The 24,562-nt window shown below is 57.6% G+C and carries 30 protein-coding genes; 11 read left to right on the top strand and 19 right to left on the bottom strand.

What is annotated here, in order from left to right:
* Positions 1-158: 158 nt before the first annotated feature.
* Complete coding sequence (locus tag ACR0D7_RS11135) at positions 159-656, bottom strand: RNA pyrophosphohydrolase (RefSeq protein WP_480679075.1); 498 nt, start codon at positions 654-656, stop codon at positions 159-161.
* A 138-nt stretch (positions 657-794) separates the two neighbouring features.
* On the opposite strand from ACR0D7_RS11135, the gene ACR0D7_RS11130 reads away from it, so the two are divergent.
* Entirely contained in the window at positions 795-2,822 is a 2,028-nt protein-coding gene (locus ACR0D7_RS11130) for an FAD-dependent oxidoreductase (RefSeq protein WP_480679074.1), read from the top strand.
* A gap of 95 nt (positions 2,823-2,917) precedes the next feature.
* Positions 2,918-3,829: an AEC family transporter gene (locus ACR0D7_RS11125; RefSeq protein ID WP_480679073.1), complete on the top strand. Its 912-nt coding sequence runs from the start codon at positions 2,918-2,920 to the stop codon at positions 3,827-3,829.
* Between the two features lie 25 nt (positions 3,830-3,854).
* Here ACR0D7_RS11125 and ACR0D7_RS11120 read toward each other — a convergent pair whose 3' ends face one another.
* Positions 3,855-4,295: a DUF4399 domain-containing protein gene (locus tag ACR0D7_RS11120; RefSeq protein WP_480679072.1), complete on the bottom strand. Its 441-nt coding sequence runs from the start codon at positions 4,293-4,295 to the stop codon at positions 3,855-3,857.
* A 228-nt stretch (positions 4,296-4,523) separates the two neighbouring features.
* Here ACR0D7_RS11120 and ACR0D7_RS11115 point away from each other — a divergent pair, with 228 nt between their 5' ends.
* Positions 4,524-5,438: a LysR family transcriptional regulator gene (locus ACR0D7_RS11115; protein ID WP_170382074.1), complete on the top strand. Its 915-nt coding sequence runs from the start codon at positions 4,524-4,526 to the stop codon at positions 5,436-5,438.
* Between the two features lie 193 nt (positions 5,439-5,631).
* Here the strand turns inward: ACR0D7_RS11115 and ACR0D7_RS11110 are convergent, their stop codons facing one another.
* The 4 genes from ACR0D7_RS11110 to ACR0D7_RS11095 are packed head-to-tail and all read right to left on the bottom strand — an operon-like array spanning position 5,632 to position 8,547.
* Positions 5,632-6,534, bottom strand: coding sequence for an OmpA family protein (locus tag ACR0D7_RS11110; protein WP_480679071.1), 903 nt, complete (start codon positions 6,532-6,534; stop codon positions 5,632-5,634).
* Positions 6,531-7,103: a peroxidase-related enzyme gene (locus tag ACR0D7_RS11105; protein WP_480679070.1), complete on the bottom strand. Its 573-nt coding sequence runs from the start codon at positions 7,101-7,103 to the stop codon at positions 6,531-6,533. Before ACR0D7_RS11105 ends, ACR0D7_RS11110 begins: the two co-directional genes overlap by 4 nt.
* Before the next feature lie 14 nt (positions 7,104-7,117).
* The gene (locus tag ACR0D7_RS11100) at positions 7,118-7,828 is read right to left on the bottom strand and encodes a GNAT family N-acetyltransferase (RefSeq protein WP_480679069.1); all 711 of its coding nucleotides are present in this window, start codon (positions 7,826-7,828) and stop codon (positions 7,118-7,120) included.
* Positions 7,825-8,547, bottom strand: a complete 723-nt coding sequence (locus tag ACR0D7_RS11095) for a competence/damage-inducible protein A (protein WP_480679068.1) — start codon at positions 8,545-8,547, stop codon at positions 7,825-7,827. The genes ACR0D7_RS11100 and ACR0D7_RS11095 overlap by 4 nt, the downstream gene beginning before the upstream one ends.
* A gap of 51 nt (positions 8,548-8,598) precedes the next feature.
* Between ACR0D7_RS11095 and sfsA the strand changes: the two genes are divergently transcribed.
* Positions 8,599-9,300 (top strand): DNA/RNA nuclease SfsA, encoded by a 702-nt coding sequence (gene sfsA / locus ACR0D7_RS11090; RefSeq protein WP_480679067.1) that lies wholly within the window; start codon positions 8,599-8,601, stop codon positions 9,298-9,300.
* 28 nt (positions 9,301-9,328) lie between these two features.
* On the opposite strand, the gene ACR0D7_RS11085 is transcribed toward sfsA, so the two are convergent.
* Positions 9,329-10,138 (bottom strand): class I SAM-dependent methyltransferase, encoded by an 810-nt coding sequence (locus tag ACR0D7_RS11085; protein WP_480679066.1) that lies wholly within the window; start codon positions 10,136-10,138, stop codon positions 9,329-9,331.
* Positions 10,139-10,224: 86 nt separating this feature from the next.
* The gene (locus ACR0D7_RS11080) at positions 10,225-11,880 is read right to left on the bottom strand and encodes a tetratricopeptide repeat-containing sulfotransferase family protein (RefSeq protein ID WP_480679065.1); all 1,656 of its coding nucleotides are present in this window, start codon (positions 11,878-11,880) and stop codon (positions 10,225-10,227) included.
* A gap of 179 nt (positions 11,881-12,059) precedes the next feature.
* Between ACR0D7_RS11080 and map the strand changes: the two genes are divergently transcribed.
* A complete protein-coding gene (map, locus tag ACR0D7_RS11075; protein WP_170571505.1) occupies positions 12,060-12,872 on the top strand; it encodes a type I methionyl aminopeptidase in 813 nt (270 codons plus the stop codon).
* Here map and ACR0D7_RS11070 read toward each other — a convergent pair.
* The 4 genes from ACR0D7_RS11070 to ACR0D7_RS11055 form a co-directional block, all read right to left on the bottom strand.
* Complete coding sequence (locus ACR0D7_RS11070) at positions 12,860-13,039, bottom strand: hypothetical protein (RefSeq protein ID WP_170571503.1); 180 nt, start codon at positions 13,037-13,039, stop codon at positions 12,860-12,862. The genes map and ACR0D7_RS11070 overlap by 13 nt on opposite strands.
* Positions 13,040-13,063: 24 nt before the next feature.
* Positions 13,064-13,699 (bottom strand): HAD family hydrolase, encoded by a 636-nt coding sequence (locus tag ACR0D7_RS11065; RefSeq protein ID WP_480679064.1) that lies wholly within the window; start codon positions 13,697-13,699, stop codon positions 13,064-13,066.
* 86 nt (positions 13,700-13,785) lie between these two features.
* On the bottom strand, positions 13,786-14,343 hold the full coding sequence (gene rsmD / locus ACR0D7_RS11060) for a 16S rRNA (guanine(966)-N(2))-methyltransferase RsmD (RefSeq protein ID WP_480679063.1): 558 nt from the start codon (positions 14,341-14,343) through the stop codon (positions 13,786-13,788).
* Complete coding sequence (locus ACR0D7_RS11055; RefSeq protein ID WP_480679062.1) at positions 14,340-15,551, bottom strand: NAD(P)/FAD-dependent oxidoreductase; 1,212 nt, start codon at positions 15,549-15,551, stop codon at positions 14,340-14,342. The genes rsmD and ACR0D7_RS11055 overlap by 4 nt, the downstream gene beginning before the upstream one ends.
* 99 nt (positions 15,552-15,650) lie before the next feature.
* On the opposite strand from ACR0D7_RS11055, the gene ACR0D7_RS11050 reads away from it, so the two are divergent.
* From ACR0D7_RS11050 to ACR0D7_RS11035, 4 genes are all read left to right on the top strand, one after another.
* Complete coding sequence (locus tag ACR0D7_RS11050; protein ID WP_480679061.1) at positions 15,651-16,136, top strand: redoxin family protein; 486 nt, start codon at positions 15,651-15,653, stop codon at positions 16,134-16,136.
* Between the two features lie 104 nt (positions 16,137-16,240).
* Positions 16,241-16,486 carry a glycine zipper 2TM domain-containing protein gene (locus ACR0D7_RS11045; RefSeq protein WP_170382088.1) on the top strand — a complete coding sequence of 82 codons (246 nt, stop codon included), beginning with the start codon at positions 16,241-16,243 and terminating at the stop codon, positions 16,484-16,486.
* A gap of 11 nt (positions 16,487-16,497) precedes the next feature.
* A complete protein-coding gene (locus ACR0D7_RS11040) occupies positions 16,498-16,845 on the top strand; it encodes an EF-hand domain-containing protein (RefSeq protein WP_480679060.1) in 348 nt (115 codons plus the stop codon).
* Positions 16,846-16,860: 15 nt separating this feature from the next.
* Positions 16,861-17,166 carry a hypothetical protein gene (locus ACR0D7_RS11035; protein ID WP_480679059.1) on the top strand — a complete coding sequence of 102 codons (306 nt, stop codon included), beginning with the start codon at positions 16,861-16,863 and terminating at the stop codon, positions 17,164-17,166.
* On the opposite strand, the gene ACR0D7_RS11030 is transcribed toward ACR0D7_RS11035, so the two are convergent.
* The 4 genes from ACR0D7_RS11030 to ACR0D7_RS11015 are packed head-to-tail and all read right to left on the bottom strand — an operon-like array spanning position 17,163 to position 19,905.
* Entirely contained in the window at positions 17,163-17,456 is a 294-nt protein-coding gene (locus tag ACR0D7_RS11030) for a 4a-hydroxytetrahydrobiopterin dehydratase (RefSeq protein WP_480679058.1), read from the bottom strand. The genes ACR0D7_RS11035 and ACR0D7_RS11030 overlap by 4 nt on opposite strands.
* Positions 17,453-18,640 carry a GNAT family N-acetyltransferase gene (locus ACR0D7_RS11025; protein ID WP_480679057.1) on the bottom strand — a complete coding sequence of 396 codons (1,188 nt, stop codon included), beginning with the start codon at positions 18,638-18,640 and terminating at the stop codon, positions 17,453-17,455. Before ACR0D7_RS11025 ends, ACR0D7_RS11030 begins: the two co-directional genes overlap by 4 nt.
* Positions 18,641-18,685: 45 nt before the next feature.
* The gene (locus ACR0D7_RS11020; RefSeq protein WP_480679056.1) at positions 18,686-19,453 is read right to left on the bottom strand and encodes a glycerophosphodiester phosphodiesterase family protein; all 768 of its coding nucleotides are present in this window, start codon (positions 19,451-19,453) and stop codon (positions 18,686-18,688) included.
* Positions 19,450-19,905 (bottom strand): RidA family protein, encoded by a 456-nt coding sequence (locus ACR0D7_RS11015; RefSeq protein WP_170571473.1) that lies wholly within the window; start codon positions 19,903-19,905, stop codon positions 19,450-19,452. The genes ACR0D7_RS11020 and ACR0D7_RS11015 overlap by 4 nt, the downstream gene beginning before the upstream one ends.
* 291 nt (positions 19,906-20,196) lie before the next feature.
* Between ACR0D7_RS11015 and ACR0D7_RS11010 the strand changes: the two genes are divergently transcribed.
* Positions 20,197-21,012: an MlaA family lipoprotein gene (locus ACR0D7_RS11010; protein ID WP_480679055.1), complete on the top strand. Its 816-nt coding sequence runs from the start codon at positions 20,197-20,199 to the stop codon at positions 21,010-21,012.
* Complete coding sequence (locus ACR0D7_RS11005) at positions 21,002-21,595, top strand: MlaC/ttg2D family ABC transporter substrate-binding protein (protein ID WP_480679054.1); 594 nt, start codon at positions 21,002-21,004, stop codon at positions 21,593-21,595. Before ACR0D7_RS11010 ends, ACR0D7_RS11005 begins: the two co-directional genes overlap by 11 nt.
* Positions 21,596-21,667: 72 nt before the next feature.
* Here the strand turns inward: ACR0D7_RS11005 and ACR0D7_RS11000 are convergent, their stop codons facing one another.
* From ACR0D7_RS11000 to ACR0D7_RS10990, 3 genes are read right to left on the bottom strand one after another with little or no spacing between them, the layout of a single operon-like run.
* On the bottom strand, positions 21,668-22,765 hold the full coding sequence (locus tag ACR0D7_RS11000; protein WP_480679053.1) for an ABC transporter ATP-binding protein: 1,098 nt from the start codon (positions 22,763-22,765) through the stop codon (positions 21,668-21,670).
* Between the two features lie 5 nt (positions 22,766-22,770).
* Positions 22,771-23,676 (bottom strand): carbohydrate ABC transporter permease, encoded by a 906-nt coding sequence (locus ACR0D7_RS10995; RefSeq protein WP_480679052.1) that lies wholly within the window; start codon positions 23,674-23,676, stop codon positions 22,771-22,773.
* Positions 23,669-24,541, bottom strand: coding sequence for a carbohydrate ABC transporter permease (locus ACR0D7_RS10990; protein WP_480679051.1), 873 nt, complete (start codon positions 24,539-24,541; stop codon positions 23,669-23,671). The genes ACR0D7_RS10995 and ACR0D7_RS10990 overlap by 8 nt, the downstream gene beginning before the upstream one ends.
* Positions 24,542-24,562: the final 21 nt, after the last annotated feature.

Genomic DNA, 24,562 nt, shown 5'->3' with positions numbered 1-24,562 from the left:
ATCCCCGGCCACGCCCCTTCACGGCAAATTGTGGGATGGCGAGGTCGAGATGACGCGCCACGCACCAAAGTATTTACGCGCGCCCGATGTGAATCTGCAGCGGGCCAAAGGTAAGCTGACCAGAAATTTCGACCAGCATCCGAATACCTTTAGGAACTCTAATCCGAAGAAAGGCCTAGAAAGTCTGCAAAGGCGTCCACCACCTTCTCGTACACCTCACGCTTGAACGGTACGATCTCTTGGATCAGCTTGTCGGGGTCTTGCCATTTCCAATGGGTGAATTCCGGGTGATCTGTGGCGATATTGATCTGATCGTCGCCGCCAGAGAACCGCAACAAGAACCATTTCTGCTCCTGACCTCGGAAACGGCCCTTCCAGATCTTGGGCACAATGTCATGAGGCAAGTCGTAGGGCAGCCAGCCATCGGTCTCGGCCACGATTTCAACCAGATCAGACGCCACGCCGGTTTCTTCCCACAATTCGCGCAGGGCGGCATCGCGCGGGTCTTCGCCTTTGTCCACACCGCCCTGTGGCATCTGCCAAGCGTCCTTGTGGCGATCATTTCGCTGGCCGACGAATACCTTGCCCTCGGCATTCATCAGCATCAGCCCGACGCAAGGGCGATAGGGCAGTTTGGCGATTTCTTCCGGGGTCATGCGCGGCCTCATAATTCTGCTACGGAACGTCTGTAACAAGCACGGCAGCGCCCGCAAAGGGGATGACGTTAGGTTTCGCGTGACAAAGTTGACGCGAAGGTCAATCTAATCGGCAAATATCGGGAGAGAAAGTTCGCCATGACTGCATACCCACATATGCTGGCCCCGCTGGACCTGGGCTTTACCACGTTAAAGAACCGCGTGTTGATGGGCTCGATGCATACCGGTTTGGAAGAGACCGGCGACTGGAACCGGGTGGCCGAATTCTATGCCGATCGCGCACGGGGTGGCGTAGCTTTGATGGTGACTGGGGGGATCGGGCCAAACCTGGAAGGCTCGGTGTTGCCCGGCGCGTCTATGATGACCACCGACAAAGACGTGGAAAACCATTCAATAGTGACCGACCGAGTACATCAGGCCGGTGGCAAGATCGCGATGCAGATCTTGCATGCGGGACGCTATGCTTATGGTCCGAAATGCGTGGCCCCCAGCCCGGTGAAATCCCCGATCTCGCCCTTTCCGCCGCATGAATTGGACGAGGATGGGATCGAGAAACAGATCCGCGATATCGTCAATGCCGCCGTCTTGGCTCAAAAGGCAGGCTATGACGGGGTCGAAATCATGGGCTCGGAAGGATACTTCCTGAACCAATTCCTGGTGACCCATACCAACAAGCGCACCGACCGCTGGGGCGGTTCCTATGAGAATCGGATGCGCCTGCCGCTCGAAGTTGTCCGACGCACGCGCGAGGCAGTAGGCACAGACTTCATCATCATCTATCGCCTGTCGATGATTGATCTGGTGCCCAATGGGTCGACCCATGATGAGGTTGTAGTGTTGGCGCAGCGGATCGAGCAGGCCGGAGCGACAATCATAAATACAGGAATTGGCTGGCACGAGGCTCGGATTCCGACCATCGCCACCAGTGTACCGCGTGCGGCCTTTGCCTGGGTGACAAAAAAGCTGATGGGCAAGGTATCGATCCCGGTGATCACCTCAAACCGGATCAACACGCCCGAAGTAGCCGAAGAGGTTCTATCGACGGGCTGCGCCGACATGGTTTCTCTGGCCCGGCCGATGCTGGCGGATGCCGATTTCGTCAACAAGGCTATGTCGGGTGAGCCAGCCAAGATTGCGCCCTGCATCGCGTGCAATCAGGCCTGTCTGGATCACACCTTCAGCGGCAAGCTGACGTCATGCCTTGTGAACCCGCGTGCCTGTCATGAAACCGAACTGGCGATCGAACAGGCCGAGACACGGAAAACAGTTGCCATTGTCGGTGCTGGCCCGGCTGGTCTGTCCACTGCGATGACCGCCGCCCAGCGCGGCCATGACGTGACCCTGTTTGACCGCGCGGCTGAGATCGGCGGACAGTTAAACATGGCCAAGCAGGTGCCGGGCAAAGAAGAGTTTTGGGGGCTGGTCGATTGGTATCGCACTATGATGGCTGATCTAGGCGTGAAGGTAGAGCTGAACCGCGAGGTCAGCGCCGATGACCTGAGGGGCTTTGACGAGGTTGTCATCGCCACAGGTGTTACCCCACGCGATCCGCAGATACCGGGGCAGGAACGTGAAAACGTCCTCAGCTATATCGACGTATTGCGGAAGAAGGCCGAAGTCGGCAAATCCGTCGCCGTGATCGGCGCTGGCGGCATTGGTTTCGACGTATCCGAATATCTCGTCGAAGAAGGCCACAGCCCCACCACAGACCTGCCCGCATGGATGAAGGAATGGGGCGTCACCGACCCCGAGGAGCACCGCGCGGGTTTGGCCCCCGAAGGCCCACAACCCGAGGCCCCCAAGCGTCAGGTCACTTTACTGCAGCGCAAGAAACAGGCGCATGGCAAGGGGCTGGGCAAGACCACTGGCTGGATTCACCGCACGACACTGAAGATGAAAGACGTGAACTTCGTGGGCGGCGTGAATTACGAACAAATCGACGAGAACGGCCTGCATGTCAGCTTTGGCGAAGAACGTTCAGACCCCACCGTGATCGCCGCGGATACGATTGTTCTGTGCTCCGGACAGGTGTCCGAGCGCAGCCTTGCGGACGCGCTGATCGAACGCGGGATCACCCCGCATGTCATCGGCGGCGCGGACGTGGCTGCCGAGTTGGACGCCAAACGCGCGATCAATCAGGGAACGCGACTGGCGGCTGGATTGTAAGTGCGGTCAATTTCGACATCGATATGTCGGCATTCACCTAGTCAAGGACGATTGACCGGCTAGAGTGGCAACGCTGAATGTAGGGACAGCCTGCCATGGTCTTTGCCACCATATTATCCGGGCTTGCCCCGAGTTTCCTGATGGTCGCGCTCGGCGGGGTGATCCGGGCGCGCTTGTCTGAGAATGCATGGCAGGGTCTCGACAAGCTGAATTTTGAAATTCTATTTCCAGCGTTGCTGTTTGTCGCGGCCTGCAAACGCCCCATCGCGGTGGCGGATGTGCTGCAGATTGGCCCGGCTGTATGGGCCATTCTGATATTTGCGATGCTTTTGGGCTGGGCAGCCCGGCCAATCGGCCCGGACCGATTTCTGGATTTTGCGGGCGGCTGGCAGACGGTGTGGCGCTTTAATTCGGCAATCGCACTTGTGGCGTCGCAAACCCTGGGGTCGGGTACAATCGGTCAGATGGCTGTAGCCATTGGGATGGCGGTACCTGTTGCCAACATGCTTGCGGTTTTGGTGCTGTCGAAGGGTGGTAGCCTGAGCATTTTGCAAACCCTGTCCAAAGTAGCGCTGAACCCCTTTTTGCTGGCAAGCGTCTTGGGCGTGACCGTCGGCCTTTCCGGCATGTCTATTCCCGCGCCCATCCTGGCCCCGCTTGAAATGGTCGCTGCGGCGGCAATTCCGATTGCGCTGATTTCAATCGGCGCAACCATGAACTGGACCGCTCTGGCAAAGATGGATCGGTTCAGCGGATATGTTTGCCTGACACAGCTGGTTCTGGTGCCGGGCGCTACATTTCTTGTCTGCGTTCTTGCCGATGGGGCGAACGGGCTGGCCCCTGTATTGATCCTTTTTGCAGCACTGCCTACTGCGTCCGCTGCACATGTTCTGGCGTCTGGCTTCGGCGCTGATAGAAAACTGGTGGCCACGCTGATAGCTCAATCAACACTTCTAAGCGCTGTGACCCTGCCACTGTGGATACTGGCGGCAAGAGCCGTGTTTTAGGGCTCGCACCGTCGTCTAACAAAATCTACTCCACCGTAATCGTTATCACCTCGGACACAATCGGCGTGGCATGCGGCACGTGACCTGCATCGCCCAGCACCAGCTGCAGGGTATGTTCACCGGGGGCAAGATCCAGTGTCACCTCGGTTTGGCCACCGCCGAAATGCACGTGGTTGTCGTCTGACGGCAGCCCATAGGCCAATTCATCTGCCCCGTCTTCGCCTTCACCCAATGGGGGACGGTCGATCAGCAGATGATGGTGACCTGTGTTTTCTTTCTCGGTCCCGGCAGGAGCCACGCCCATACCGCTCAATCCAAAGACCACGGTTACGGGCGACTGAACGGTGTCACCGTCGGACAGATTCACAAAATAGACTTTGGCTTCGGGGTTGGACGGCGTCTCTCCTCCTGCCATCACAAGGGTGGCCGAAATGAAAAATGCGGCAATAGCGAAAAAGGCTTTCATGATCTCCTCCGTGGTCACAAATTTGCCATTCTCATCATAGCATATCAGCGTCAGAGCCCATAAATCCCTTTCTCTTTTGGGTTGTGGCGCCGTTGGAAACCACTGTTTCCGCGTTTCCCAAGCGCAAACGATCCGAATAAAATCCCCGATATTATCCCATGTCCGCCCAGTTTCCGCCCAGATTGACCCCAATAGTGAGACAATGAATAAAGGACCTGGGGAACGAGAATGGACAGACTGACCGAAATGGAGGCCTTTGCCAATGTGGTGGACCAAGGTGGCTTCACCGATGCGGCGAAAAAGATGGGCATCTCCAAATCGGCCGTATCTAAGCACGTATCGAGCCTTGAGGCGCGACTAGGTGCACGGCTGCTGAACCGCACGACCCGACGTGTTTCACCAACAGAAATCGGGCTGGCCTACTATGATCGCGCCCGCCGCGTTCTGAATGACGCAGGCGAGGCGGATGCGCTGGTGACCTCGATGCAATCAGCCCCGTCCGGTCTGCTGCGCATCAGCGTAGCGACAGATTTCGGCGTGAACCATTTGTCACCGGTATTGTCAGAATTCCTGGCCGCTTACCCGGATATCACCGTAAATATGGTGCTGAACAACCGCTATGTGGAACTGATTTCGGAAGGGTTCGACGTGGCCGTGCGCATCGGCGAACTGGAAGATAGCACGCTGCGCGCACGCAAGCTGACCGAAACCGTGAAACGTATGGTCGCTGCACCCAGCTATGTCGAAAAATTCGGTCGCCCGCAAAAGATCGATGATCTGAACGAACACAAGCTGCTGCATTACTCCAGCCAGTCTTCCGGCAATGTCTGGCGGCTGACCGCGCCTTCAGGTGAAAAACGCCAGGTTCGCACTGCCGGATGGCTAAGCGTTAATGACGGGCAATCTCTGTTGAATGCGGCTATCTCGGGGTTGGGTATCGCCTATTTGCCCAGCTACCTGTACGCCGACGCGTTAAAATCCGGCGCGGTGCTGGATGCAATGCCATCGCTGCCAGACGAGGTACAAGGTGTCTATGCGGTTTACCCGCCCGGCCGCTTCACGCAGCCGAAGGTGCGCGCTTTCATTGACTTTCTGGTAGAAGCCTTCGCGGACAAGGGCCTGATGGACTGGTCGGGCTCGTAAGAACCTAATACATCACGGAAAACGTGTTGAACGCATATTCCCGCAACGCGGCGTGAAATCGGCGCTCTTGCGGCACTACATCCTCGTGCATTGGCCTGCGCCCGCCATGACAATCAACGCTTGGGAACGTCATCCAGTCGGCCGTTTGAACCTCTTTTGATTCTGGAAGCCTACCTGACCTAAGTCACTTGGATCAGTTGACCAGCAAAACCGCCTCAACCCGGCGGTTCAACTCGCGACCTTCCGGCGTTTCATTCGATGTCAACGGCGCAAGATACCCGATGCCCCTCGCCTCCAGCCGGTCGGCGGCAACACCATGCGCTTCAATCATGCGGGCGCGAACGGCCTGTGCCCGGCCTGTGCTGACCGAGATATTCGCATCCAGAGCACCAGTGTCGTCCGTATGCCCCACAAGCGCCAGTCGTGTATCCGGATTGTCGGCCAGATAACGCGCAATCTGTGCCAATGAGGTGAAAGGACCCTCGCCCAGAGTAATTTCGCCGGTTCGGAAATGCAGATCATCCAGAATGACGTGGCCATTTTGGTCCAGCGCAGCCAGAAGATCCACCGGAGCGCTAACCACTTCTTCAACCACCAGCGGCGGCGGGTCTTCTGAGGCAACTGGTGTAACACGGATCATCTGAATATATCCGCTGGGCGGATTGCGACTGACCAGCAGGCTCAGCACATCATCTCCGCGCGCAGCAGACAGAAATCGATAATCCTGAATCGCCACATACATGTCAGGGGTCGGAACCACCTCGGTCGCGAAACGGAAATCAAATCCACCACAGGCATCGGCCTCACATTCAAACAGCACGTCATAGCCCTGTGCGATGATCTGGTCGCGCAGCGGAGCCAGCAATTGCAGCGTGGTGCTTGAGCCTGATTGCACACGCCAGGTAATCCGTTCCACCCGCCCTTCAGTTTGGCGCACCGGCAGAGTGTCGTTGGCAAAAGGACCGATGGGCAGATCGTAGCTGTCCAGCGGGCTGGTCCGGTCGCTGATCTGGCGCGATCCGGTCGGCATAGTCATCTCTTGCGCGGCAATAGGCCCGGCCAGAAATAAAAGGATCAGTGAAGCAAATCGGATCATCGGGCCTGCGCGTGGTACTCGTCGTTCGGGGCCATCGCCGTGGCGCTCGCCACCCGGTTCGACATGTTGAAAAATCCGGTGACATTGGCGATGTCCCATATATCCCGGTCGGTGAACCCCGCATCACGCAAGCGTTGACGATCAGGTTCCTCGATCTCGGTACTGGCAGTTGTCATCTTGGCGGCAAAGTCCAGCATCGCCCGCTGGCGCGCGTCCAAGGGGGCAACGCGGTAGTTCATTACCAGCATTTCGCCCAACTGTGGATCGCCCGACAATTGCCGCACCGCCGCGCCATGGGCCACGAGGCAATAGAAGCACTTGTTGATTGCCGACACGACCACCGCGATCATCTCACGCTCCAATTTGCTCAGTCCGCTATCGCCAAGCATCAGGTCATTATACATCGCCGTGAACGCGTTCAGCTTGTTGATATCAAAGGCATAGGCGCGCAATACATTCGGCACAAAGCCAAGTTTTTCCACGCAAATATCGAAATACTTCTGCGTCTCGGATGGCAGAGGGTCTACCACCGGCAGGTCCAGCGCAGTGGGCTGATTTTGGTCAGTCACGTCAGGTTCTCTCCTTAGACAAGCTGACGGTAGTGGTATTCGCCGACAATCTCCATCCCAAGGGTGCGATAAAGCCCGTTGGCCCCCTCATTCGCCTTGGTACAAATCACGCTAAGCGTTCCTGCACCGTTTTTCCGCGCCCAGAACGCGGCGGCGCGCATTGCCCATTTTCCCATCCCCTGACGGCGGTGGTTAGGCAAAATCTCAAGCGCGTGGACCATAGCCACCCTGTCCTGCACCGCGACAAAACCGGCGCCAGCGGGCTGATCATTGCCGCGCAAAAGCAAGCCGATTTTCGGACCTTTGGCGCGCTGCATCACCGCAACCCTCTCAGGCCCAATGCCGCCCTGGGCCCAAATCTCACGCATGATGGCCAACGGCTCCCACGTTGTGAATACGGTGACTCGCGGGATCGGCAGATCCGTCAGGTGATCGACCGGGCAGGCATAGATGTTGACCGGGTCCAGAACCTCATAGCCGCGCGCGGCCAGTTGCTCATCAAGCACCTCGTCTCCCGGACGCAGGCAGAAGATACGCTTTTGCCCCATGGCCAGCATCTCGGCCTCGGCGGCATCGATATCCTCGTCTGTCACCGCACCCAGCGCGCTGGCAGCGGACACCCGCGAGCCACCGCCCCGCCCCTTCCGCAACTGAAACGGCCCCAGCCGATCGTACCCTGCGGCAGGCCAGGTGCCGTCCACGATTTCCGGCCAGCTGATGTTCACAGACCCAGCTCTTTTGCCAATCGAGTGACGGCGGCGTCGATGCGGGCGCCATCAGTTCCGCGGATCACTACATTCGACCCAAAAGCACCGTTGACCTGAAACGGGTAGCTGCCGATGGACAAGTCCGAAAAATCCTTGGCCAGCGCTGACAGGGGGCCGGCGATATCACCCTCGCCCCGATCGACACGCAATGTCTGCGACAGCAACGGGCTGCCACCGGTCAAGCCGGGCAGTACACTGGCCACCATGGCCTGAAAGACCGAGGGCACCCCGGCCATCACATGCACGTTTTGAATAGTGAAGCCCGGCGCGGTGGAAACCGGATTATCGATCAGCGTCGCACCGTCCGGGATGCGGGCCATACGCAGGCGAGCCTCGTTCAGCTCTTGCCCTGACTTGTCATAGCGAGCCTGCAACAAGGCACGCGCATCCTCGCGCACGTCGATGGGGGTAGTGAAGGCGCGTGCGATGCAATCGGCGGTGATGTCGTCATGGGTCGGTCCGATCCCACCGCTTGTGAAGACGTTGTCATAGGTGTCCGACAAAGCCTTGACCGCGGCCTCGATCGCGGGTGCATCATCGCTGACAATCCGAACCTCTTTCAGGTCGATGCCGTGTTTGGTCAGCTCACCGGCCAGAAAATGCATATTCGCGTCGCGGGTCCGGCCCGAGAGGATCTCATCCCCGATTACAAGCATTGCAGCGGTTGGATTGGCCATGGCGCACGCCCCCTCTTGATCGACCCTTAGGGCAGGTATAGGCCCTGAGACATGCGATTTGAAACCCCCCTTGTCCCCGCCCGTCTGATCCACCGCTACAAACGCTTTCTGGCCGATTGCACGCTTGAGGACGGGCGCGAGGTGACAGCGCATTGCGCCAATCCGGGCTCGATGATGGGATTGGCCGAACCGGGTGAGAGAATCTGGCTGGAGCCCAATGACGATCCGAAGAAAAAGCTGAATTACGGCTGGCGGTTGGTTGACCACGAGAATGGGCATTTTACCGGGGTCGATACCTCGGTCCCGAACAAGGCCCTGCGCGCGGCGCTGGAAGCCGGCGAAATTCCGGAACTGGCGGCCTATGAAACCATCCGCCCCGAGGTAAAATACGGCGAAAACAGCCGCATTGACTTTCTACTGACCCAACCTGGTTTGCCGGATGCCTATGTCGAGGTCAAAAGTGTCACCCTCTCACGCCAACCAGGTCTGGCCGAGTTCCCCGACAGCGTCACCGCGCGCGGCACCAAACATTTGGGCGAACTGGCGGCGATGGCGGCGCAGGGCCACCGGGCGATCATGCTGTATCTGGTGCAGCGTACCGATTGCGATCAGTTTACGCTGGCGGTCGATATCGACCCAGCTTACGCCGCAGCGTTCCAAGCGGCGCAGATACAAGGGGTCGAACGGTTAGTCTATGGAACGCGGATTTCGCCCGAGGGCGTTTGGGTTCAAACAACGCGTTTCAGAGACTAAAGACAGGCCTTGGAAGTGACGGTCGCCCTCACAATCGACAGTCAAACACGGTTGCCGACAAAGGCATTGTATGATCGCTGATTTCAAAACGCTTTTGAAGGGCCGACAGGATTTCGGCGACGACGGCATCCGGATTCACATCGCCGCGTTCCTTGATTTCATCAATCAATGGGTTTCCGTAAACCAACGCAGTCGCAAACTTCTCAATGTTAACGATCGGCTTCGTCAACTTGATGGTTTCGTGCCTGATATCCTTCCATCCGGCAGCCACAAGATCAGCACGAACGACCTCCGGGTCACCATAGTGAAACGGGACCTTGTAAAACCCCGGCGGATCATCCGGAAAGAATTGGGCCACCGTCCTATGTGCCGTTTCAGAAAACGGGTTCTCGGTCATCGGACTCCAGACATTAAACACATAACGCCCACCGGGCTTCAAAACACGCGCTGCTTCCCGGTAGGATTCGGTTTTGTTCGGAAAGAACATCACTCCGAACTGACAGACCATTAAATCAAACGAGTCATCCTCAAACGGCAGTTCCATAGCGTCCGCAGTTGAAAACACCACGTTTTCATCCGCGGAAAACTTGCCCTTTGCAATTTCAAGCATGGGGGCATTCAGGTCTGTAACCACCAAAGCTGCATCTGGGTGCAACCGATCTCGCAATCTCCGACTGACGATTCCTGTACCGGCCGCAAGCTCCAAAACACGCTCACTCGGGATGACGCTGCACAAGTCAGCCAACTTCTCAGCGTAATCTGTAAAGATATTTGGCCCCAGCCCCTGATCGTAGTGGCTTGGAATATCACCAACAAAACTTGCAGAATTACTGGACATGACCCCCTCCAAATTTGCCCGAAGCAAACTAAAGGGAATCTACCTGAAATACCGTTTTTTAGCGAATCCGGGCAGGGATTTTGAACTTAACCCCGAAGGTCCGGCCACAAATCAGCATCGAGGCTTTGAACAAACGGCCCCAACTGATCCGCCGCTGCCTGCCAGCCTCCGATCGAAGCCGTGTTGACTGGTTTACGGGCCTGCAGGTTACTGGCCGTTCGAATCGCATTCGCGGATTTGTCAGGTGACAGCATGACTTCTTCGAACGGCAAATCGCAAATCCCCGCAATATCCTGCACAATGTCCTGCAGGTTGCTGACCAGTGTCTCATAGCGAATGTCATGTACCCGACCCGGCAGAACCGCGTGCCAATGCTGCATGTATCGCTGATAGCGGTTGGCCTCGGCAGCCATCCATTTCAGGTCATGTGTGTAATACAACCCCCCAGCGCCGAAATTCGCACGCCACATGGACAGAGCGACATCGCGCGGGTCACGCAGAACGTTCAGGATCACCGCGTTGGGAAAAGCCTGCGCGACATCCCCCAGAAAAGCGTAGTTGCCCGGAGCCTTGTCGACGAAGGCCACGGCATCCTCGGGCACAGTTGGCAGCTTTTTCAGATAGAAGTCCGCCAATTTGTGGTCCGCGCGCCAATCGGGCGATTGTGCCTCGGCCTTTCTGGCCCATTGGTGCACGGTTGCAAGCTCACCCAACCCCTGAACACGGGAATGTCGGGCCAGAATACGCTCAACCAGCGTTGTACCAGAACGGGGCAGACCGACCACGAAAATCGGTCGGGCTCTGTCTGGTCGAACGGGCTCAGCCGCAGGCAGCGGAGCAGCCAGCCGCTTGGCGCAGTCCTGTTCGCTTTGCGTCTCCCAATCTTCAAACCCGGCGCGCTGTAGCTTATGGGCCTCGGCCAGATGTTGCATTTCCAACGGCGTGTTTTTGTCCCGCCGCGCAAGGTTTGCCGCCGCATACTGAAGTTTCACAGCATCCTGAGGATTGGCAGTGCCACGCTCAAGTGACCCGGACACCTGAGGTTTGAGTACCGCGATATCCTCGAAGGTCAGGTTGGGAAGACCGGTCATAATCTCAAGCGCTTCGGGATGACCCGGCGCAATCGCCAAAGCTGCACGTACGTTTTTCAGAACGTCACCCAGTTGACCCAGACCAATTTGTGCTCTGGCCAGATGAAGCAGGCCGGGAAGGAACCTCGGGTTCTTTCTGACCGTAGCCTTTAGAACATCGACGGCGCTGTCCCACTGATGCATCTCGTTTAGACAGTCGGCTTTCAGAATCTGCGCATTCAGGTTGGCGGGTTCAAGTTTCAAAACCTGATCAACGATGGCAAGCGCCTGCTCTGGCTTCTGCTCTTGCAGCAAGGCTAGGGCCCGGATGAACTTCTGCGCCGGGTTAAGAGGACCACGAGCGTTGATTTTATCAAGGAACTTCAATGCGGCTGCAGGGTCGCCACCCTGTACGAGACTCAGCGCGTAATTCTGAATCAGCTCAACATTGCCTGGGTCCAGCTGCCAAGCCCGTTCAAAATGAATCTGGGCCTGTTTGAAATTTTGCTGCTGCACCGCACACAAAGCCGCAAGCCGGGGCAAAGCCGCAGCCTTGGGCCATTTTTTGGCTGCCTTGGTGGCACGTTTTAAGGCGCGATCCGGCCGACCCGCCTTGAGAAGCTCGCTGATACTTGCGATCTCTGCCCTCAACTGGTCAGCTTTTCTTTGCATTTGCATGCCCTTCCCTGTTTCACGCGCCCGCGCAGGCTCGTCATGTGCTAGTTGAAATTTAACTGAGGGTCTACATATGATCAGACGCTCGCCTGACAGTACAAGCGCGCACCCTCTGGTACTTTCTGCACAAGCAGCGTAAAAGAAGTGCTGCGCAAAACTTTTGGAGCCTCGCACCGATGAAAGAACATCGTGGCCGTCTGACCAAGGATGGCATCCGCATTTACGAACAGGGTGACTTTGCCGGCATGCACGCGGCAGGGGCCTTGGCGGCGCGGATTCTGGATGACATTGCCGAGCACGTCTTTCCCGGCCAGACCACGGGCGTGATTGACGGGCTGATTACCCAGATGGTCGAGGACGCGGGTGCGACCTCGGCGACCATTGGTTATAAGGGCTATCAGCACGCCAGCTGCATCAGCGTCAATCACGTGGTCTGCCACGGCATTCCCGGCGACAAACGGCTAAAAGATGGTGACATCCTGAATATCGACGTAACTGTCATTGTGGACGGCTGGTTCGGCGACACGTCGCGTATGTATGTAGCCGGTAAGCTGCCCCGCAAAGCCGAGCGCTTGATCCAAGTGACCCATGACGCCCTGTTCAAAGGCATCGAGATGGTCAAACCTGGCAACACCTTTGGCGATATCGGCCACGCGATTCAGACCTATGTCGAAGCACATCGGATGAGCGTCGTCCGTGATTTCTGCGGCCACGGCCTTGGCCGTGTGTTCCACGCCCCGCCGAACGTACTGCACTATGGCCGCCCCGGAACCGGCGCCGTGCTGGAAGAGGGAATGTTCTTCACCATCGAGCCCATGGTGAACTTGGGCCGCCCCGAGACCAAGACATTGGCAGATGACTGGACCGCCGTGACCCGCGACAAATCGCTGTCGGCGCAGTTTGAACATTCGGTCGGTGTAACAGCAGATGGGGTCGATATCTTCACGCTCTCGCCGGGTGGCAAGTTTCATCCGACCTATTCGTCCTGATCGACAGCCTGATCGCGCATCAGCTTCAACAATAGGGTTTCCTGCCTCCATGGCGTAACCGCGTCATGGATAAACACCGGCGCACGCAGTGGCTTGCGCCCCGGCCCGGTGGCGGCGTCGCTATCCCGTGAAGATGTCCAGAAAGGCAACCTAACAGCTTGATCCATGCCCCGGATACTAGCACGCCCTGATCAAATACCCAAAAGCTTGGGCACCTGAGCCATGTCGGTAAAGAGTTCGGCCCCCAATTCGGCAAGGTCTTCGCCTCCTCCATTGGGCACAAAGGCCAAACAGCGCATCCCCGCACGTATCGCAGCGGTCACGCCACTGGTGCTGTCCTCGATCACAACCGGAGCCAATGCACCGAACCGCTCGGCCGCGGTCAGAAAAAGGGTTGGATCGGGTTTCGCGGTGCCTAGAACATGAGCTGAAAATACGACCTGGCTGAAACGTTCCCACACCCCGTTCTGACCTAATGTGATTTTCATCTTGTCCGGGCTGCCGTTTGAGGCGACGCAAAAGGGGATCCCCTTGGCGTCCAGCGTGGTCAGCAATTCGGAAACACCCGGCATTAGATCCACACCCTGTCGAAGACGGTCATAAGTTTCGGCATAGACCTCATCTATCCAGTTTTCCGGCAAGTCCGCCCCCAGATCGCGTGCCTTGTCACGAACCCCGGCCATCGTACCGCCAAGGAAGAAACCCACGCTATCTTCCAGCGTCAGGTTCAGCCCATAACGCCCAAGGTTATCGACCAGCACCTGATTGGACAGAGGCTCACTATCCACAAGAACCCCGTCGCAATCGAAAATGACCAGATCGTGCATGTCTGCCCTCGTTTTTATTGCCAGCGCCTAGCCAACCGCACACGCAGGTGCAAACCGGGCGTCAGCGTAACCTTGCCTGCAGGGTTTCAGCCTGAAACATTTCGCCATATCAACGAGATATGCGTGTCACCATATTTCCGACTGTCCTGCATCACATACCCTTCGGGCGCGGGCATCGGTGCGTTTTCTTCCCAGACGATCAGGGCATCGTCGGTCACCCAGCCGCCGGACAGGGCCGCAATGGCTTTTTGACCCAGCGCCTTGCCATAAGGCGGGTCCAGAAAGATCAGGTCATAAGCCGCGCCCGGATTGTCACCCAATCGCGTAGCGTCACGGCGGATCAGGTCGGTACGGTCAGCGCTGCGGGTCAGGTCGATATTCTTGCGGATCAGGCGCTGCGCCACACGCCCGTCATCCACAAAGGTCACATGCGCCGCACCGCGCGACAGCGCCTCTAGCCCCAATGCGCCGGTGCCTGCGAAAAGGTCCAGCACCCGCAGCCCGTCAAAGTCGATCTGATGGCTGAGGACGTTGAACAGGCTTTCCCGGACGCGGTCGGTGGTCGGGCGCAGATGTGCGCCCGCATCGCCTTTGCCGACCGAGGCCAAGGCACGGCCCCGGAACTCTCCGGCGATGATCCTCACGCTTTGAGGAGCGGCTTCAGATCCGCGTCAGGATTGGAAACCACTGCTGGATCAGGAGTTTTACCCGCATCGATCAAACGTTTGCCCACCATGTAAGCGCGCGGATCATTCATCGCGTCGACGGCGATCAACTGATCGTCCTTGTAGTACCAGAAGGATACGGTCTGGCCTTCACCCTGCCGGGTCACAACGCGATCATAACCGGTGTTCAACCCTGCGATTTGCAGCTTCACATCATACTGATCCGACCAGAACCACGGCGTCGCCACATAATCCTTGGCCGCACCCAGCATGTTCTGGGCCACAACCTCGGCCTGATCAATCGCATTCGGGACGCTTTCCAATCGAATTCGGTTGCCTTTATACGGGAAAGACGCGCAATCGCCCGCTGCCCAGATCGACGGGTCAGATGTTCGGCCATGGGTATCGGTCTTGATGCCGTTCTCCAACTCTAACCCGGCCATTTCAGCCAGTTGTGTCGACGGAACGATACCGACGCCAACTACGACGAAATCAACATCCAGCTCAGTGCCGTCGCTCAGGACAGCGCCAACCACTTTGCCGTTTTCGCCCACCAGATGATCCAGACCGACGCCTTCGCGTATATCGGCCCCGTGTTTCGTATGTAGCGCTCGGAAGAAATCACTGGTCTCGGGCGCGGCGACACGTTGCAGGATGCGGTCGGCCATCTCGACCAAGGTCACCTTGACGCCGCGCTTGGCACAAACCGCCGCGGCCTCGAGCCCGATATAGCCGCCGCCCACAATCAGCGCGCGTGCGCCGTCTGTCACACGGGGTTCCATCTCGTCGATATGGGCCAGATCGCGCACCACGTGCACGCCTTCCAGATCGCCACCAATCGCGGCAGGCAGATAACGCGGGTCTGACCCGATGGTCAGCGCCAGTTCGTCATACGCGATGACTTCATCGCCGACGGTCACAGTCTTTGCCTGAGGGTCAATCGCGGTGACGCGCTGACCCAGACGCAGGGTGATATTGTTTTCGGCATAAAAGCTCTGGGGCCGCAGGAACAGACGTTCCAGCTCCATCTCGCCCAGCAGATAGGCTTTGGACAGCGGCGGGCGCTGATAGGGCAAATACGGCTCAGCCCCGATCAGGGTGATGTCCCCTTCAAAGCCGTCTTTACGCAGTCTGGCCACAAGCGAAGACCCCGCCTGACCTGCACCAATCACGACAATATGGCCCATGTTCCTCCCGCCCTGTCGAATTACCGTGGTCTGATCCACACGACCACCTATATTGCGGCTTGGACTGACTCTGCAAATCCAAACGACAGGAGCCTAAAAATGATTTCAACAGGTGACGCACTGCCCGATGCAACATTGTTTCAGATGGGCGCAGAAGGCCCTGAAGAGGTGCGGATTTCAGACAAGACTAAAGGGCGCAAAGTAGTGATCTTTGCGGTGCCTGGCGCGTTTACCGGCACGTGCACCAACACACACGTTCCAAGTTTCATCCAATCTAAGCCCCAGTTCGACGCCAAGGGCGTGGATGAGATCATTTGCGTCTCTGTAAATGACCCGTTTGTAATGAACGCTTGGGGAGAAGCTACAGGTGCGACGAAAGCAGGCCTGTCGATGCTGTCTGATCCCGCTTCCGAATTCACCAAGGCCATTGGAGTGGATTTCGACGCCCCGCCCGTTGGGCTGTATGGGCGATCAAAGCGTTATGCGATGCTGGTTGAGGACGGAACGGTGACTACGCTCAATCTGGAAGAAAACCCCGGTTCGTGTGAAATTTCGAAGGGCAAGGGCTTGCTGGCCGCGATCTGATATTGCGTGTGGCGCCGGGACACCTCCGAACCATGCGTACTAATTAACTTGATGCAACGCCCTGATCAGCCAATAGTTGAGGCATAAGATCAGGGAGTTCATTGATGAAACTAAAAATTTTCACTCTACTGCTTGGAACCGCGGGGGCACTGGCTGCTTGCGGTCCAGCCCCCACCCCACAGCAACAAGCAGCGCGCCAGCACGAGATTGCCTGCCTCAGCGGCACTCTTGGCGGTGCGCTGATCGGCGGCGCCATCGGTAACCAGTTCGGCGGCGGGTCCGGCAAAGCGATCCTGACAGGCGCAGGTGCGGCAACCGGCGCTGTTCAAGGCAACAGATACGCATGCTGAGGAGAGTCCAGATGACACGTGGAATTTTGATTGTCGCAACCGTAGTTCTGACCGGTGCGGCCTCGGCAGAAACCACAGCCGAACTACATGAGAATGAGCTAAAAGCCATCGACACGAATAATGACGGGTTCCTGTCCCGCGATGAGTTCAATGCCTTTTCCGACTACGCCTTTCAGGAAATGGATGAGGACAAGAACGGTACGCTGGGATTGGACGAAGCCAAGCCGTTTCTGGACATAAAGCAATTCCAGAACGTTGACCGCAACAATGATGACTTTATTTCAAGGGCGGAATACGACGCGCAAATGAACGACGATTTCAATGCAGCGGATCAGGATGGCAATGGTCAGCTAGATTAAGAACTGGGGCGTACCGTGAATAAATGGATTGGCTTGGGAACACTTGCACTGCTTGCGGCCTGCGACGCGCCGCAGGCACCGGTGGTAACCGGGCCGGATGGACAGCCGCGTATTCAGATCAGCGCATCCGGCCTAACCTGTTACAACAATCGCTGCCTCGATATTAACCCGGCCGCACGCAGTGTCCGTCAGGTCGGCAACCGGACAACCCGCATTCCACGCAATATCGACGTCAGCAGCGGCAGTGTAACCGCTTCTGAGTTCGAGCAGATGGGAATCGCAGCGTCGCTTGCGGGTGGCGTCGGCTCAGGCAACCGCTAGCAAAGGCTGTCCATCTTGCGCGCCAGCTTGGCGTCCAGCGCCGAAATGCCGCCAACATCATGGGTGGCCAGCGTCACCTCGACTGTGCGATAGACGTTGGTCCATTCAGGGTGATGGTTCCATTTCTCGGCAAAAATCGCCACCTGGGTCATCCAGCCGAATGCATGGACGAAATCCTCGAAGATGAAGGTCTTGGTAATCGCATCCCGGTCTTCGACCATGGTCCAGCCGTTATTGAACAGCGGGTCCAAAAGCGGTCCGCGGGTCTCGGGCGACAATAGTTCGGTCATTGCTGTTCCTCCGGGTTCGATTTCCTGAACGGTCCATATTCCGTCAGAATCTCAATCTCTTGTCCCACTGCGTGGGCCTCGGCGTCCAGATATTTCTTGATCGCATCGGCAAAACCGGGATCGGCGACCCAGTGCAAGCTGTGTGTGCGCATCGGCAGATAACCACGTGCCAACTTGTGTTCGCCCTGCGCGCCAGCTTCAACCCGAGCCAGACCTTCCGCAATGGCAAAGTCGATTGCCCTATAATAGCACAATTCGAAATGCAGACAGGCGTGATGCTCGACACAACCCCAATAGCGGCCAAAAAGCGTTTTGCGTCCGATGAAATTCAGCGCTCCGGCGATGGCATGCCCGTCACGTTCCGCCAGTACCAGCGCGATGTCATCGGCCATGGTTTCCTGTGCGATATCAAAGAATTGTCGCGTCAGATAAGGCGAACCCCATTTGCGCGCGCCGGTATCCTGATAGAACCGCCAGAACGCATCCCAATGCTCAGGGCGCAGATCATCACCGGTCAAAGTGCGGATTTCGCCGCCAAAACCAACGGCCTGCGCACGTTCCTTGCGGATATTCTTGCGCTTGCGCGAGGACAACGCGGCCAGAAACCCTTCAAAATCGGCATATTCGTCATTCAGCCAGTGAAACTGCTGCGACTGACGCACCATCAAGCCCATCTGTTCGCCTGCCAGCGCCTCATCTTCGGTGCAGAAGGTGGCGTGCAGCGATGACACCCGGTTGTCCGCCGCCAGCTGCACAGCCCCCTGTACCAGTGCCGACATGCCCAGCGCCTCGTATCCCGGCCGCACCAGAAAGCGCCGCCCGGTGGCAGGGGTAAAGGGCACCGCGATCTGCAGTTTGGGATAGTAGCGCCCGCCTGCGTTCTCATAAGCGTGCGCCCAGTTATGGTCGAAGATGTATTCTCCCTGGCTGTGCGACTTGGCATACATCGGCGCCGCCGCGATCAGCATCCCATCCAGATAAGTGGTCAGGTATTGCGGCTGCCAGCCAGTCCCCGGCCCGACCGAGCCACTGTTTTCCAGCGCCAACAGAAACCGATGGGTGGTGAATGGATCAAGCGGACGCCCCCCGTCGGATGCTTCGGGGCAGGCGCAGGCGTCCCAATCCTCGGCAGATATCTGCGAGAGTGATCCCAGAACCTGTACTTCGATTTGCGCCTGATCCATGTACCCTCCGCGTCTGATCTTTATCTGTGACGGTGGGGGAAGGGTTCAACCCGGGTGCGGAGCCAAATACCCTTCGAAGGTCACATTATCGGCAACAGCGCGGGCCTCTGCCTCCTGTTCGGACGACCGCACGGTCCAGCACAAGATCGGTACGCCGCGCGCCTTCAGCTCGGCCACGCGGGGACGGTTCAGGTCCGCAAACTCATGGCTGATGAAACTGGCACCGACACGGTCGAAATCCGGGATGTCACGCAGGTGGTCGCAGACAGCCTGCGGTAACAATTCTATCTCGGGCTGGTACGAACACGTCACCAAACCACGCGGCAGATGGGGCGCCAACCGTGCCAGCTCAGCCACGCTGTTGGGGTTGAATGACATCAGCGCCACCGGTCCGTCATAGCCCTGCAATGCGCGCACGGCATCTGCCTCCAACAGTCCGATATCGGAGCCCATCGCACCATCCTGATCCTTGAACTCGATCAGCAGGGGCACTTTGCCAGCCACCATGTCGAGCACTTCGTCCAGCATTGGAATACCGTCATCAGCATGAAGCAACTGCGTCGCCTGTGCCTGCGCGGCCGAGATTTGCTGAATGGGGCCGGACTGCCCGGTCAAACGGGTCATGTCATAGTCATGAAACACCATCGCCCGGTTGTCCAAGGTCAGCTGCAGGTCGATCTCGATTCCATACCCGGCCTCGACAGCAGCACGAATGGCCGCCCGGCTGTTTTCCGGGCGGTTGTCGGTCTTGTCGTGCAGCGCCCGATGCGCGATCGGGGTCTGCAGGAACGCGGACGGCAGAGTCGGTGTCATTGGACCTCGAAAATACCTTCGATTTCGACGGCCACGCCCAGCGGCAGCGACGCGGCGCTGACGGCAGACCGGGAATGTCGACCCGCATCGCCCAATGCCTCGACCAGGAAATCAGACGCGCCGTTGATCACCTTTGGCTGGTCCGTGAAATCAGCGGTCGAGTTCACAAAGCCGGTCAGTTTGATCACCCGCACCAACTTGTCGATGTCCCCGCCGCAGGCTGCCTTTACCTGAGCCAACAGGTTAATAGCACAGACCTTGGCTGCTTCGGCTCCGGCCTCAACCTCCATGTCGTCACCCAACTTGCCTGTGATCAGGTCATCTGCTTTGGAAATCTGACCCGAGACATAGACGATGTTGCCCACCCGCACGAAGGGCACGTAATTTGCCGCCGGTGCCGGCGCGTCCGATAGGCTGACGCCTAGGCTTTCCAGTTTCGCTGCAATGCTCATGAAGTTTCCTCCCAATCTCTGAGTCGGGGCGAAGCTAACCGGGAAGCGTCAGTTCGGAAAGTACGAAAACAGGGATGGACGCGCCTGAAAGGTGGGCGTAACTTTTCTTATTCCAAAGAGTTGAACCGGTGCGACTTTACCTACAACCGAAATGCAGGTTAAACGCTAGCTGTTTCATATTGAGCGTGAAACGGCTATGGACATCGGATTGGGCCATGCCAAGTGGCCACAGGCAGTATTGATTAAATGTTTGGACAAACAACGTCCGAATGGTTTGGAGTGGCAAAGACCGTGTTGAGCAGACCCCGCCTGAAATACCTGATCGTTCTGCCGTTGCTGGCAGCCCTTGGCGCCTGCGCCACGCGTCCGCCAGAGGGCACTCCGCCCAACGAAGTGTTCGATCCTTACGAAAATACCAATAGGGGTATTCACAAGTTCAATCTGGGCGTCGACAGGTTCCTGTTCCGCCCGGCTTCGAAAGGCTACGTGAAAATCGTCCCCGATCCTGTAGTAACCAGCTTTAACCATTTCGCCGAAAACCTGACGATGCCGGGACAAGCGCTGGACTACCTGTTGCAGGGCAATGTCAAACAATCCGGCAATGCGTTGCTGCGCTTTGTGGTTAACACCACGGTGGGTGGTTTTGGCCTGTCTGACCCTGCCGCCGAACTGAACCTGCCGCCCGTGGACACCGATTTCGGCGAAACCCTGCATATTTGGGGCGTTGGCGAGGGCGCCTATGTCGAATTGCCGTTTTATGGTCCGTCCACCCAACGGGACGCGATCGGCGTTGTCGTCAATTTGTTCTCGAACCCGATCAATTTCAGCCCTACCCGCCCGATCGACAATATCGGTGTTTATGCCGAGGTGGTGCGGCGCATGGGCGACCGGGGTCGGTTCTCGGACACGGTCGATTCGATCCTGTATGAAAGCGCCGACAGCTACGCGCAGGCACAAACAATTTACATCCAGAATCGTCGCTTTGAACTGGCACGCGATGATGAGGACGCCTATCTGGGCCTGTATGACGACCCTTATGCAGAAACCGGGACCGACCCAGTCAGGGACCCCTACATAGACCCCTACGAGGACCCCTATGCCGAATAACCTTTTAAAACGACGTGATTTTATTGCCACCGGCTTGGCCGGTTTGGCGCTGACCACCCTGCCCGCCTTCGCCCAGACTGAAGCCAGCGCCAAGGCTCTGGTCGTCAGTGTTGTCGATGACATCAACCGCGTGATCGCTTCGGGTAAATCCGAAAAAGCCATGATCCGCGATTTCGAAAAGATCTTTGTGCAGTACGCCGATGTGCCGATCATGGCGCGCTATGTGCTGGGGGCCGATGGTCGCTCGGCCAGCCCCTCGCAGATCAAGCAATTCACCAGGGCGTTTCAGGGCTATATTTCCAACAAATACGGTCGCCGCTTTCGTGAATTCATCGGTGGTCAGGTCACCGTGCGCAATGCCCGCAAGATCAAAGCCGGTTACGAAGTGCGTACCTCGGTCAAGCTGCAGGGATCGTCCCCATTTGAAGTAACATTTCTGGTGTCAGACAAATCGGGCCGCGACAAGTTCTTCAACATGTTTATTGAAGGGGTGAACATGCTGCTGACAGAACGGACCGAGATCGGTGCCATGCTGGATGCCCGTGGGGGTGACCTGAACCGTCTGATTAAGGATATGAGCTGAAAACAGGTTAACTGACCTGATGCATTAGTTGAAAAAGCGCCGCGCGATTGGCTTCGCGCGGCGCTTTTTCGTTCAGTTTAACCGCTCACCGGTTTCCTTGGCGAAATAGGACACTTTGCTCATGTCAAAGGCCAGGTTCAGCATCTTGCCCGCCTGCGCAGTTGTTTCAGCGTGCAACCGTGCGGTGACCTGTTTGCCGCCCAATTCCGAAACCACATAGGTGTCGGCCCCGGCAGGCTCGACCATATCAACCAGGCACTCAGCCTCTTGCACGCCATCACCAGCACGGAAGCCGGCCTCGGCGATATCTTCGGGGCGTAGGCCAAGGATGACATCCTTGGGCAGCGACAGATCGCGGGCATCTTTCAGCACCAGCGTCTCGCCGGTTTCGCGCGCGATGGCGATTTCTGTGCCGGATCCGTTCTTGGTCGCCTGCGCGGGGATCAGGTTCATCGCGGGTGAGCCCATGAAATCGGCGACAAACAGGTTGGCCGGGTTGTTGTAGATCTCAGCAGGGCTACCGATCTGCTGAACGATACCTCCTTTCAGAACGACGATCTTGGTCGCCAAAGTCATCGCTTCGATCTGGTCATGGGTCACATAGACGATGGACGCGTCCAAAGTCTGGTGCAGTTTCTTGATTTCAGTCCGCATCTCGACCCGCAGCTTGGCGTCGAGGTTGGACAGCGGTTCGTCAAACAGGAACAGCTTGGGATCGCGCACCAGCGCCCGGCCCATCGCCACCCGCTGACGCTGACCGCCCGACAATTGACTTGGGCGGCGGTTCAACAGCGGCTCGATCTGCAGCAGTTGGGCGACCTCTTTCAGCTTGGCCTCCTGCGTTGCCTGATCGACCCCGCGCACTTTCATGCCGAAAGTGATGTTCTTCGCCACCGACATGGTCGGGTACAGGGCGTAGGACTGGAACACCATTGCGATGTCGCGATCCTTGGGGCTGACATGGGTCATGTCCTTGCCACCGATGGACAGCGTACCGCCGGTGATTTCCTCCAGCCCCGCGATACAGTTCAGCAGGGTGGACTTGCCGCAGCCCGAAGGGCCGACCAGCACCAGGAAATCGCCCGGTTCGATCGAGATATTGATTTCTTTCAGAACCTCGGTCGCACCGTAATTCTTGTACAGATTGTTGATATCAAGGATGGGAGCCATGGGTCTTATCCCTTCACTGAGCCAGCGGTCAGGCCGCGGATGAAATACTTACCGGCGACGACATAGACGAGCAGCGTCGGCAGCCCCGCGATGATCGCGGCGGCCATGTCGACGTTGTACTCTTTGACGCCGGTGGTGGAGTTTACGATGTTGTTGAGCGCTACGGTCACAGGCTGCGTTCCCGCCTGGCTGAACGACACGCCGAACAGGAAGTCATTCCAGATCTGCGTGAACTGCCAGATCACGGTCACCACGATGATGGGCAGCGACAGCGGCAGGAAGATCGACCAGAAGATCCGCAGGAAGCCGGCACCATCCACACGCGCCGCTTTGGTCAACTCGGATGGAATGGTGACATAGTAGTTGCGGAAAAACAGCGTGGTGAAGCCGAGGCCATAGATCACGTGGACAAAGATCAGGCCCGGAATGGTCCCGGCGATGCCCATCATGCCGAGTAGACGCGCCATCGGCAGCAGCACGACCTGAAACGGGATGAAGCAACCAAACAGCATCAGCGAGAAGATGATGTTCGCGCCTTTGAACCGCCATTGCGCGACCACATAACCGTTCAATGCGCCCAGCAGGGTCGAGATCGCCACGGCAGGCACCGCAATCAGGACCGAGTTCCAGAAGTAAGGCCGCAGGCCTTCGCATTGGATACCGGTACAGGCACCGGACCAAGCGGTTTTCCAGGCATCGAAGCTGACTTCGCGTGGCAGGGAAATCAGGCTGCCAGTCCGAATTTCCTCGAGGCTCTTCAGCGATGTGGTCAACATCACGAACAGCGGCATCAGGTAATACAGCGCGAAGAGGCCGAGCAGGATGTATAGCAGCCAGCGCAGGGCAATCTTTCCGGCGGCACTTTGGGTGCGGGTTTGAGATTGGGATTGGGGCATCGACAAATCAGTCATTTTTCGCCCTCAGCTCTGAGTAAAGATAAGGAACCACGATGGCAAAGACGACCAACATCATGATCATCGCGGAGGAGGCCGCCTGACCAATATCGCCGCGCGAAAAGGCCATGGCGTACATGTAGGTGGCGGGCAGATCGGTCGCGTAGCCCGGACCACCGCCTGTCAGGGCGATGACAAGGTCAAAGCTCTTGATCGCAAGGTGCGCCAGCACGATGAAAGCAGACAGGAAGATCGGGGCCATCGAAGGGATGATGATCGCCGTATAGATGCGCCACGTGGGGATACCATCGACCTGCGCGGCCTTGATGATTTCACCGTCCACCGAGCGCAAGCCCGCGAGGAACAGCGCCATAACGAAGCCCGAGCTTTGCCAGATCGCGGCCATCACGATTGTGTAGATGGCGTAATCGGGGTTCACCAGCCAGTCGAATTCGAAATTCGTAAAGCCCCAGCCCTGCACCATGGATTCGATGCCCAGACCCGGGTTCAGGATCCATTTCCAAGCGGTACCGGTCACGATCATCGACAGCGCCATCGGGTACAGATAGATCGTGCGGATCGCCCCTTCGACGCGGATTTTCTGATCCAGCAGGATCGCCAACAACAGGCCCAGCACCATCGCGATCACGATGAACAGCGCGCCAAAAATATACAGGTTGTTGATTGCCGTATCCCAGCGAGGGGAATCAAACAGGCGTTCATATTGGATGAAGCCCTTGATCTCGTATTTCGGCAACAATTTCGATCGGGTCAGCGACACCCATGCGGTCCATCCGATAAATCCGTAGACAAAGATCAATACGGCGATGAACGACGGTGCCAGCACCACCTTGGGCAGGTGGATTTCCAGCCATTCGGACATTTTTTCCTCCGGGGAAAGATG

The organism is Ruegeria sp. BB7, assembly GCF_056539365.1.
Note: the sequence above shows the minus strand (reverse complement) of the source record. Positions and strands in the feature narration are given on the sequence as shown.

Bases quoted from the DNA above. Each gene is read 5' to 3' on its own strand.
- ACR0D7_RS11135 (WP_480679075.1), bottom strand. From the start codon at position 656: ATGACCCCGGAAGAAATCGCCAAACTGCCCTATCGCCCTTGCGTCGGG.
- ACR0D7_RS11130 (WP_480679074.1), top strand. From the start codon at position 795: ATGACTGCATACCCACATATGCTGGCCCCGCTGGACCTGGGCTTTACC.
- ACR0D7_RS11125 (WP_480679073.1), top strand. From the start codon at position 2,918: ATGGTCTTTGCCACCATATTATCCGGGCTTGCCCCGAGTTTCCTGATG.
- ACR0D7_RS11120 (WP_480679072.1), bottom strand. From the start codon at position 4,295: ATGAAAGCCTTTTTCGCTATTGCCGCATTTTTCATTTCGGCCACCCTT.
- ACR0D7_RS11115 (WP_170382074.1), top strand. From the start codon at position 4,524: ATGGACAGACTGACCGAAATGGAGGCCTTTGCCAATGTGGTGGACCAA.
- ACR0D7_RS11110 (WP_480679071.1), bottom strand. From the start codon at position 6,534: ATGATCCGATTTGCTTCACTGATCCTTTTATTTCTGGCCGGGCCTATT.
- ACR0D7_RS11095 (WP_480679068.1), bottom strand. From the start codon at position 8,547: ATGGCCAATCCAACCGCTGCAATGCTTGTAATCGGGGATGAGATCCTC.
- sfsA (WP_480679067.1), top strand. From the start codon at position 8,599: ATGCGATTTGAAACCCCCCTTGTCCCCGCCCGTCTGATCCACCGCTAC.
- ACR0D7_RS11085 (WP_480679066.1), bottom strand. From the start codon at position 10,138: ATGTCCAGTAATTCTGCAAGTTTTGTTGGTGATATTCCAAGCCACTAC.
- ACR0D7_RS11080 (WP_480679065.1), bottom strand. From the start codon at position 11,880: ATGCAAAGAAAAGCTGACCAGTTGAGGGCAGAGATCGCAAGTATCAGC.
- map (WP_170571505.1), top strand. From the start codon at position 12,060: ATGAAAGAACATCGTGGCCGTCTGACCAAGGATGGCATCCGCATTTAC.
- ACR0D7_RS11070 (WP_170571503.1), bottom strand. From the start codon at position 13,039: ATGGATCAAGCTGTTAGGTTGCCTTTCTGGACATCTTCACGGGATAGC.
- ACR0D7_RS11065 (WP_480679064.1), bottom strand. From the start codon at position 13,699: ATGCACGATCTGGTCATTTTCGATTGCGACGGGGTTCTTGTGGATAGT.
- ACR0D7_RS11055 (WP_480679062.1), bottom strand. From the start codon at position 15,551: ATGGGCCATATTGTCGTGATTGGTGCAGGTCAGGCGGGGTCTTCGCTT.
- ACR0D7_RS11050 (WP_480679061.1), top strand. From the start codon at position 15,651: ATGATTTCAACAGGTGACGCACTGCCCGATGCAACATTGTTTCAGATG.
- ACR0D7_RS11045 (WP_170382088.1), top strand. From the start codon at position 16,241: ATGAAACTAAAAATTTTCACTCTACTGCTTGGAACCGCGGGGGCACTG.
- ACR0D7_RS11040 (WP_480679060.1), top strand. From the start codon at position 16,498: ATGACACGTGGAATTTTGATTGTCGCAACCGTAGTTCTGACCGGTGCG.
- ACR0D7_RS11030 (WP_480679058.1), bottom strand. From the start codon at position 17,456: ATGACCGAACTATTGTCGCCCGAGACCCGCGGACCGCTTTTGGACCCG.
- ACR0D7_RS11025 (WP_480679057.1), bottom strand. From the start codon at position 18,640: ATGGATCAGGCGCAAATCGAAGTACAGGTTCTGGGATCACTCTCGCAG.
- ACR0D7_RS11020 (WP_480679056.1), bottom strand. From the start codon at position 19,453: ATGACACCGACTCTGCCGTCCGCGTTCCTGCAGACCCCGATCGCGCAT.
- ACR0D7_RS11015 (WP_170571473.1), bottom strand. From the start codon at position 19,905: ATGAGCATTGCAGCGAAACTGGAAAGCCTAGGCGTCAGCCTATCGGAC.
- ACR0D7_RS11005 (WP_480679054.1), top strand. From the start codon at position 21,002: ATGCCGAATAACCTTTTAAAACGACGTGATTTTATTGCCACCGGCTTG.
- ACR0D7_RS11000 (WP_480679053.1), bottom strand. From the start codon at position 22,765: ATGGCTCCCATCCTTGATATCAACAATCTGTACAAGAATTACGGTGCG.
- ACR0D7_RS10995 (WP_480679052.1), bottom strand. From the start codon at position 23,676: ATGACTGATTTGTCGATGCCCCAATCCCAATCTCAAACCCGCACCCAA.
- ACR0D7_RS10990 (WP_480679051.1), bottom strand. From the start codon at position 24,541: ATGTCCGAATGGCTGGAAATCCACCTGCCCAAGGTGGTGCTGGCACCG.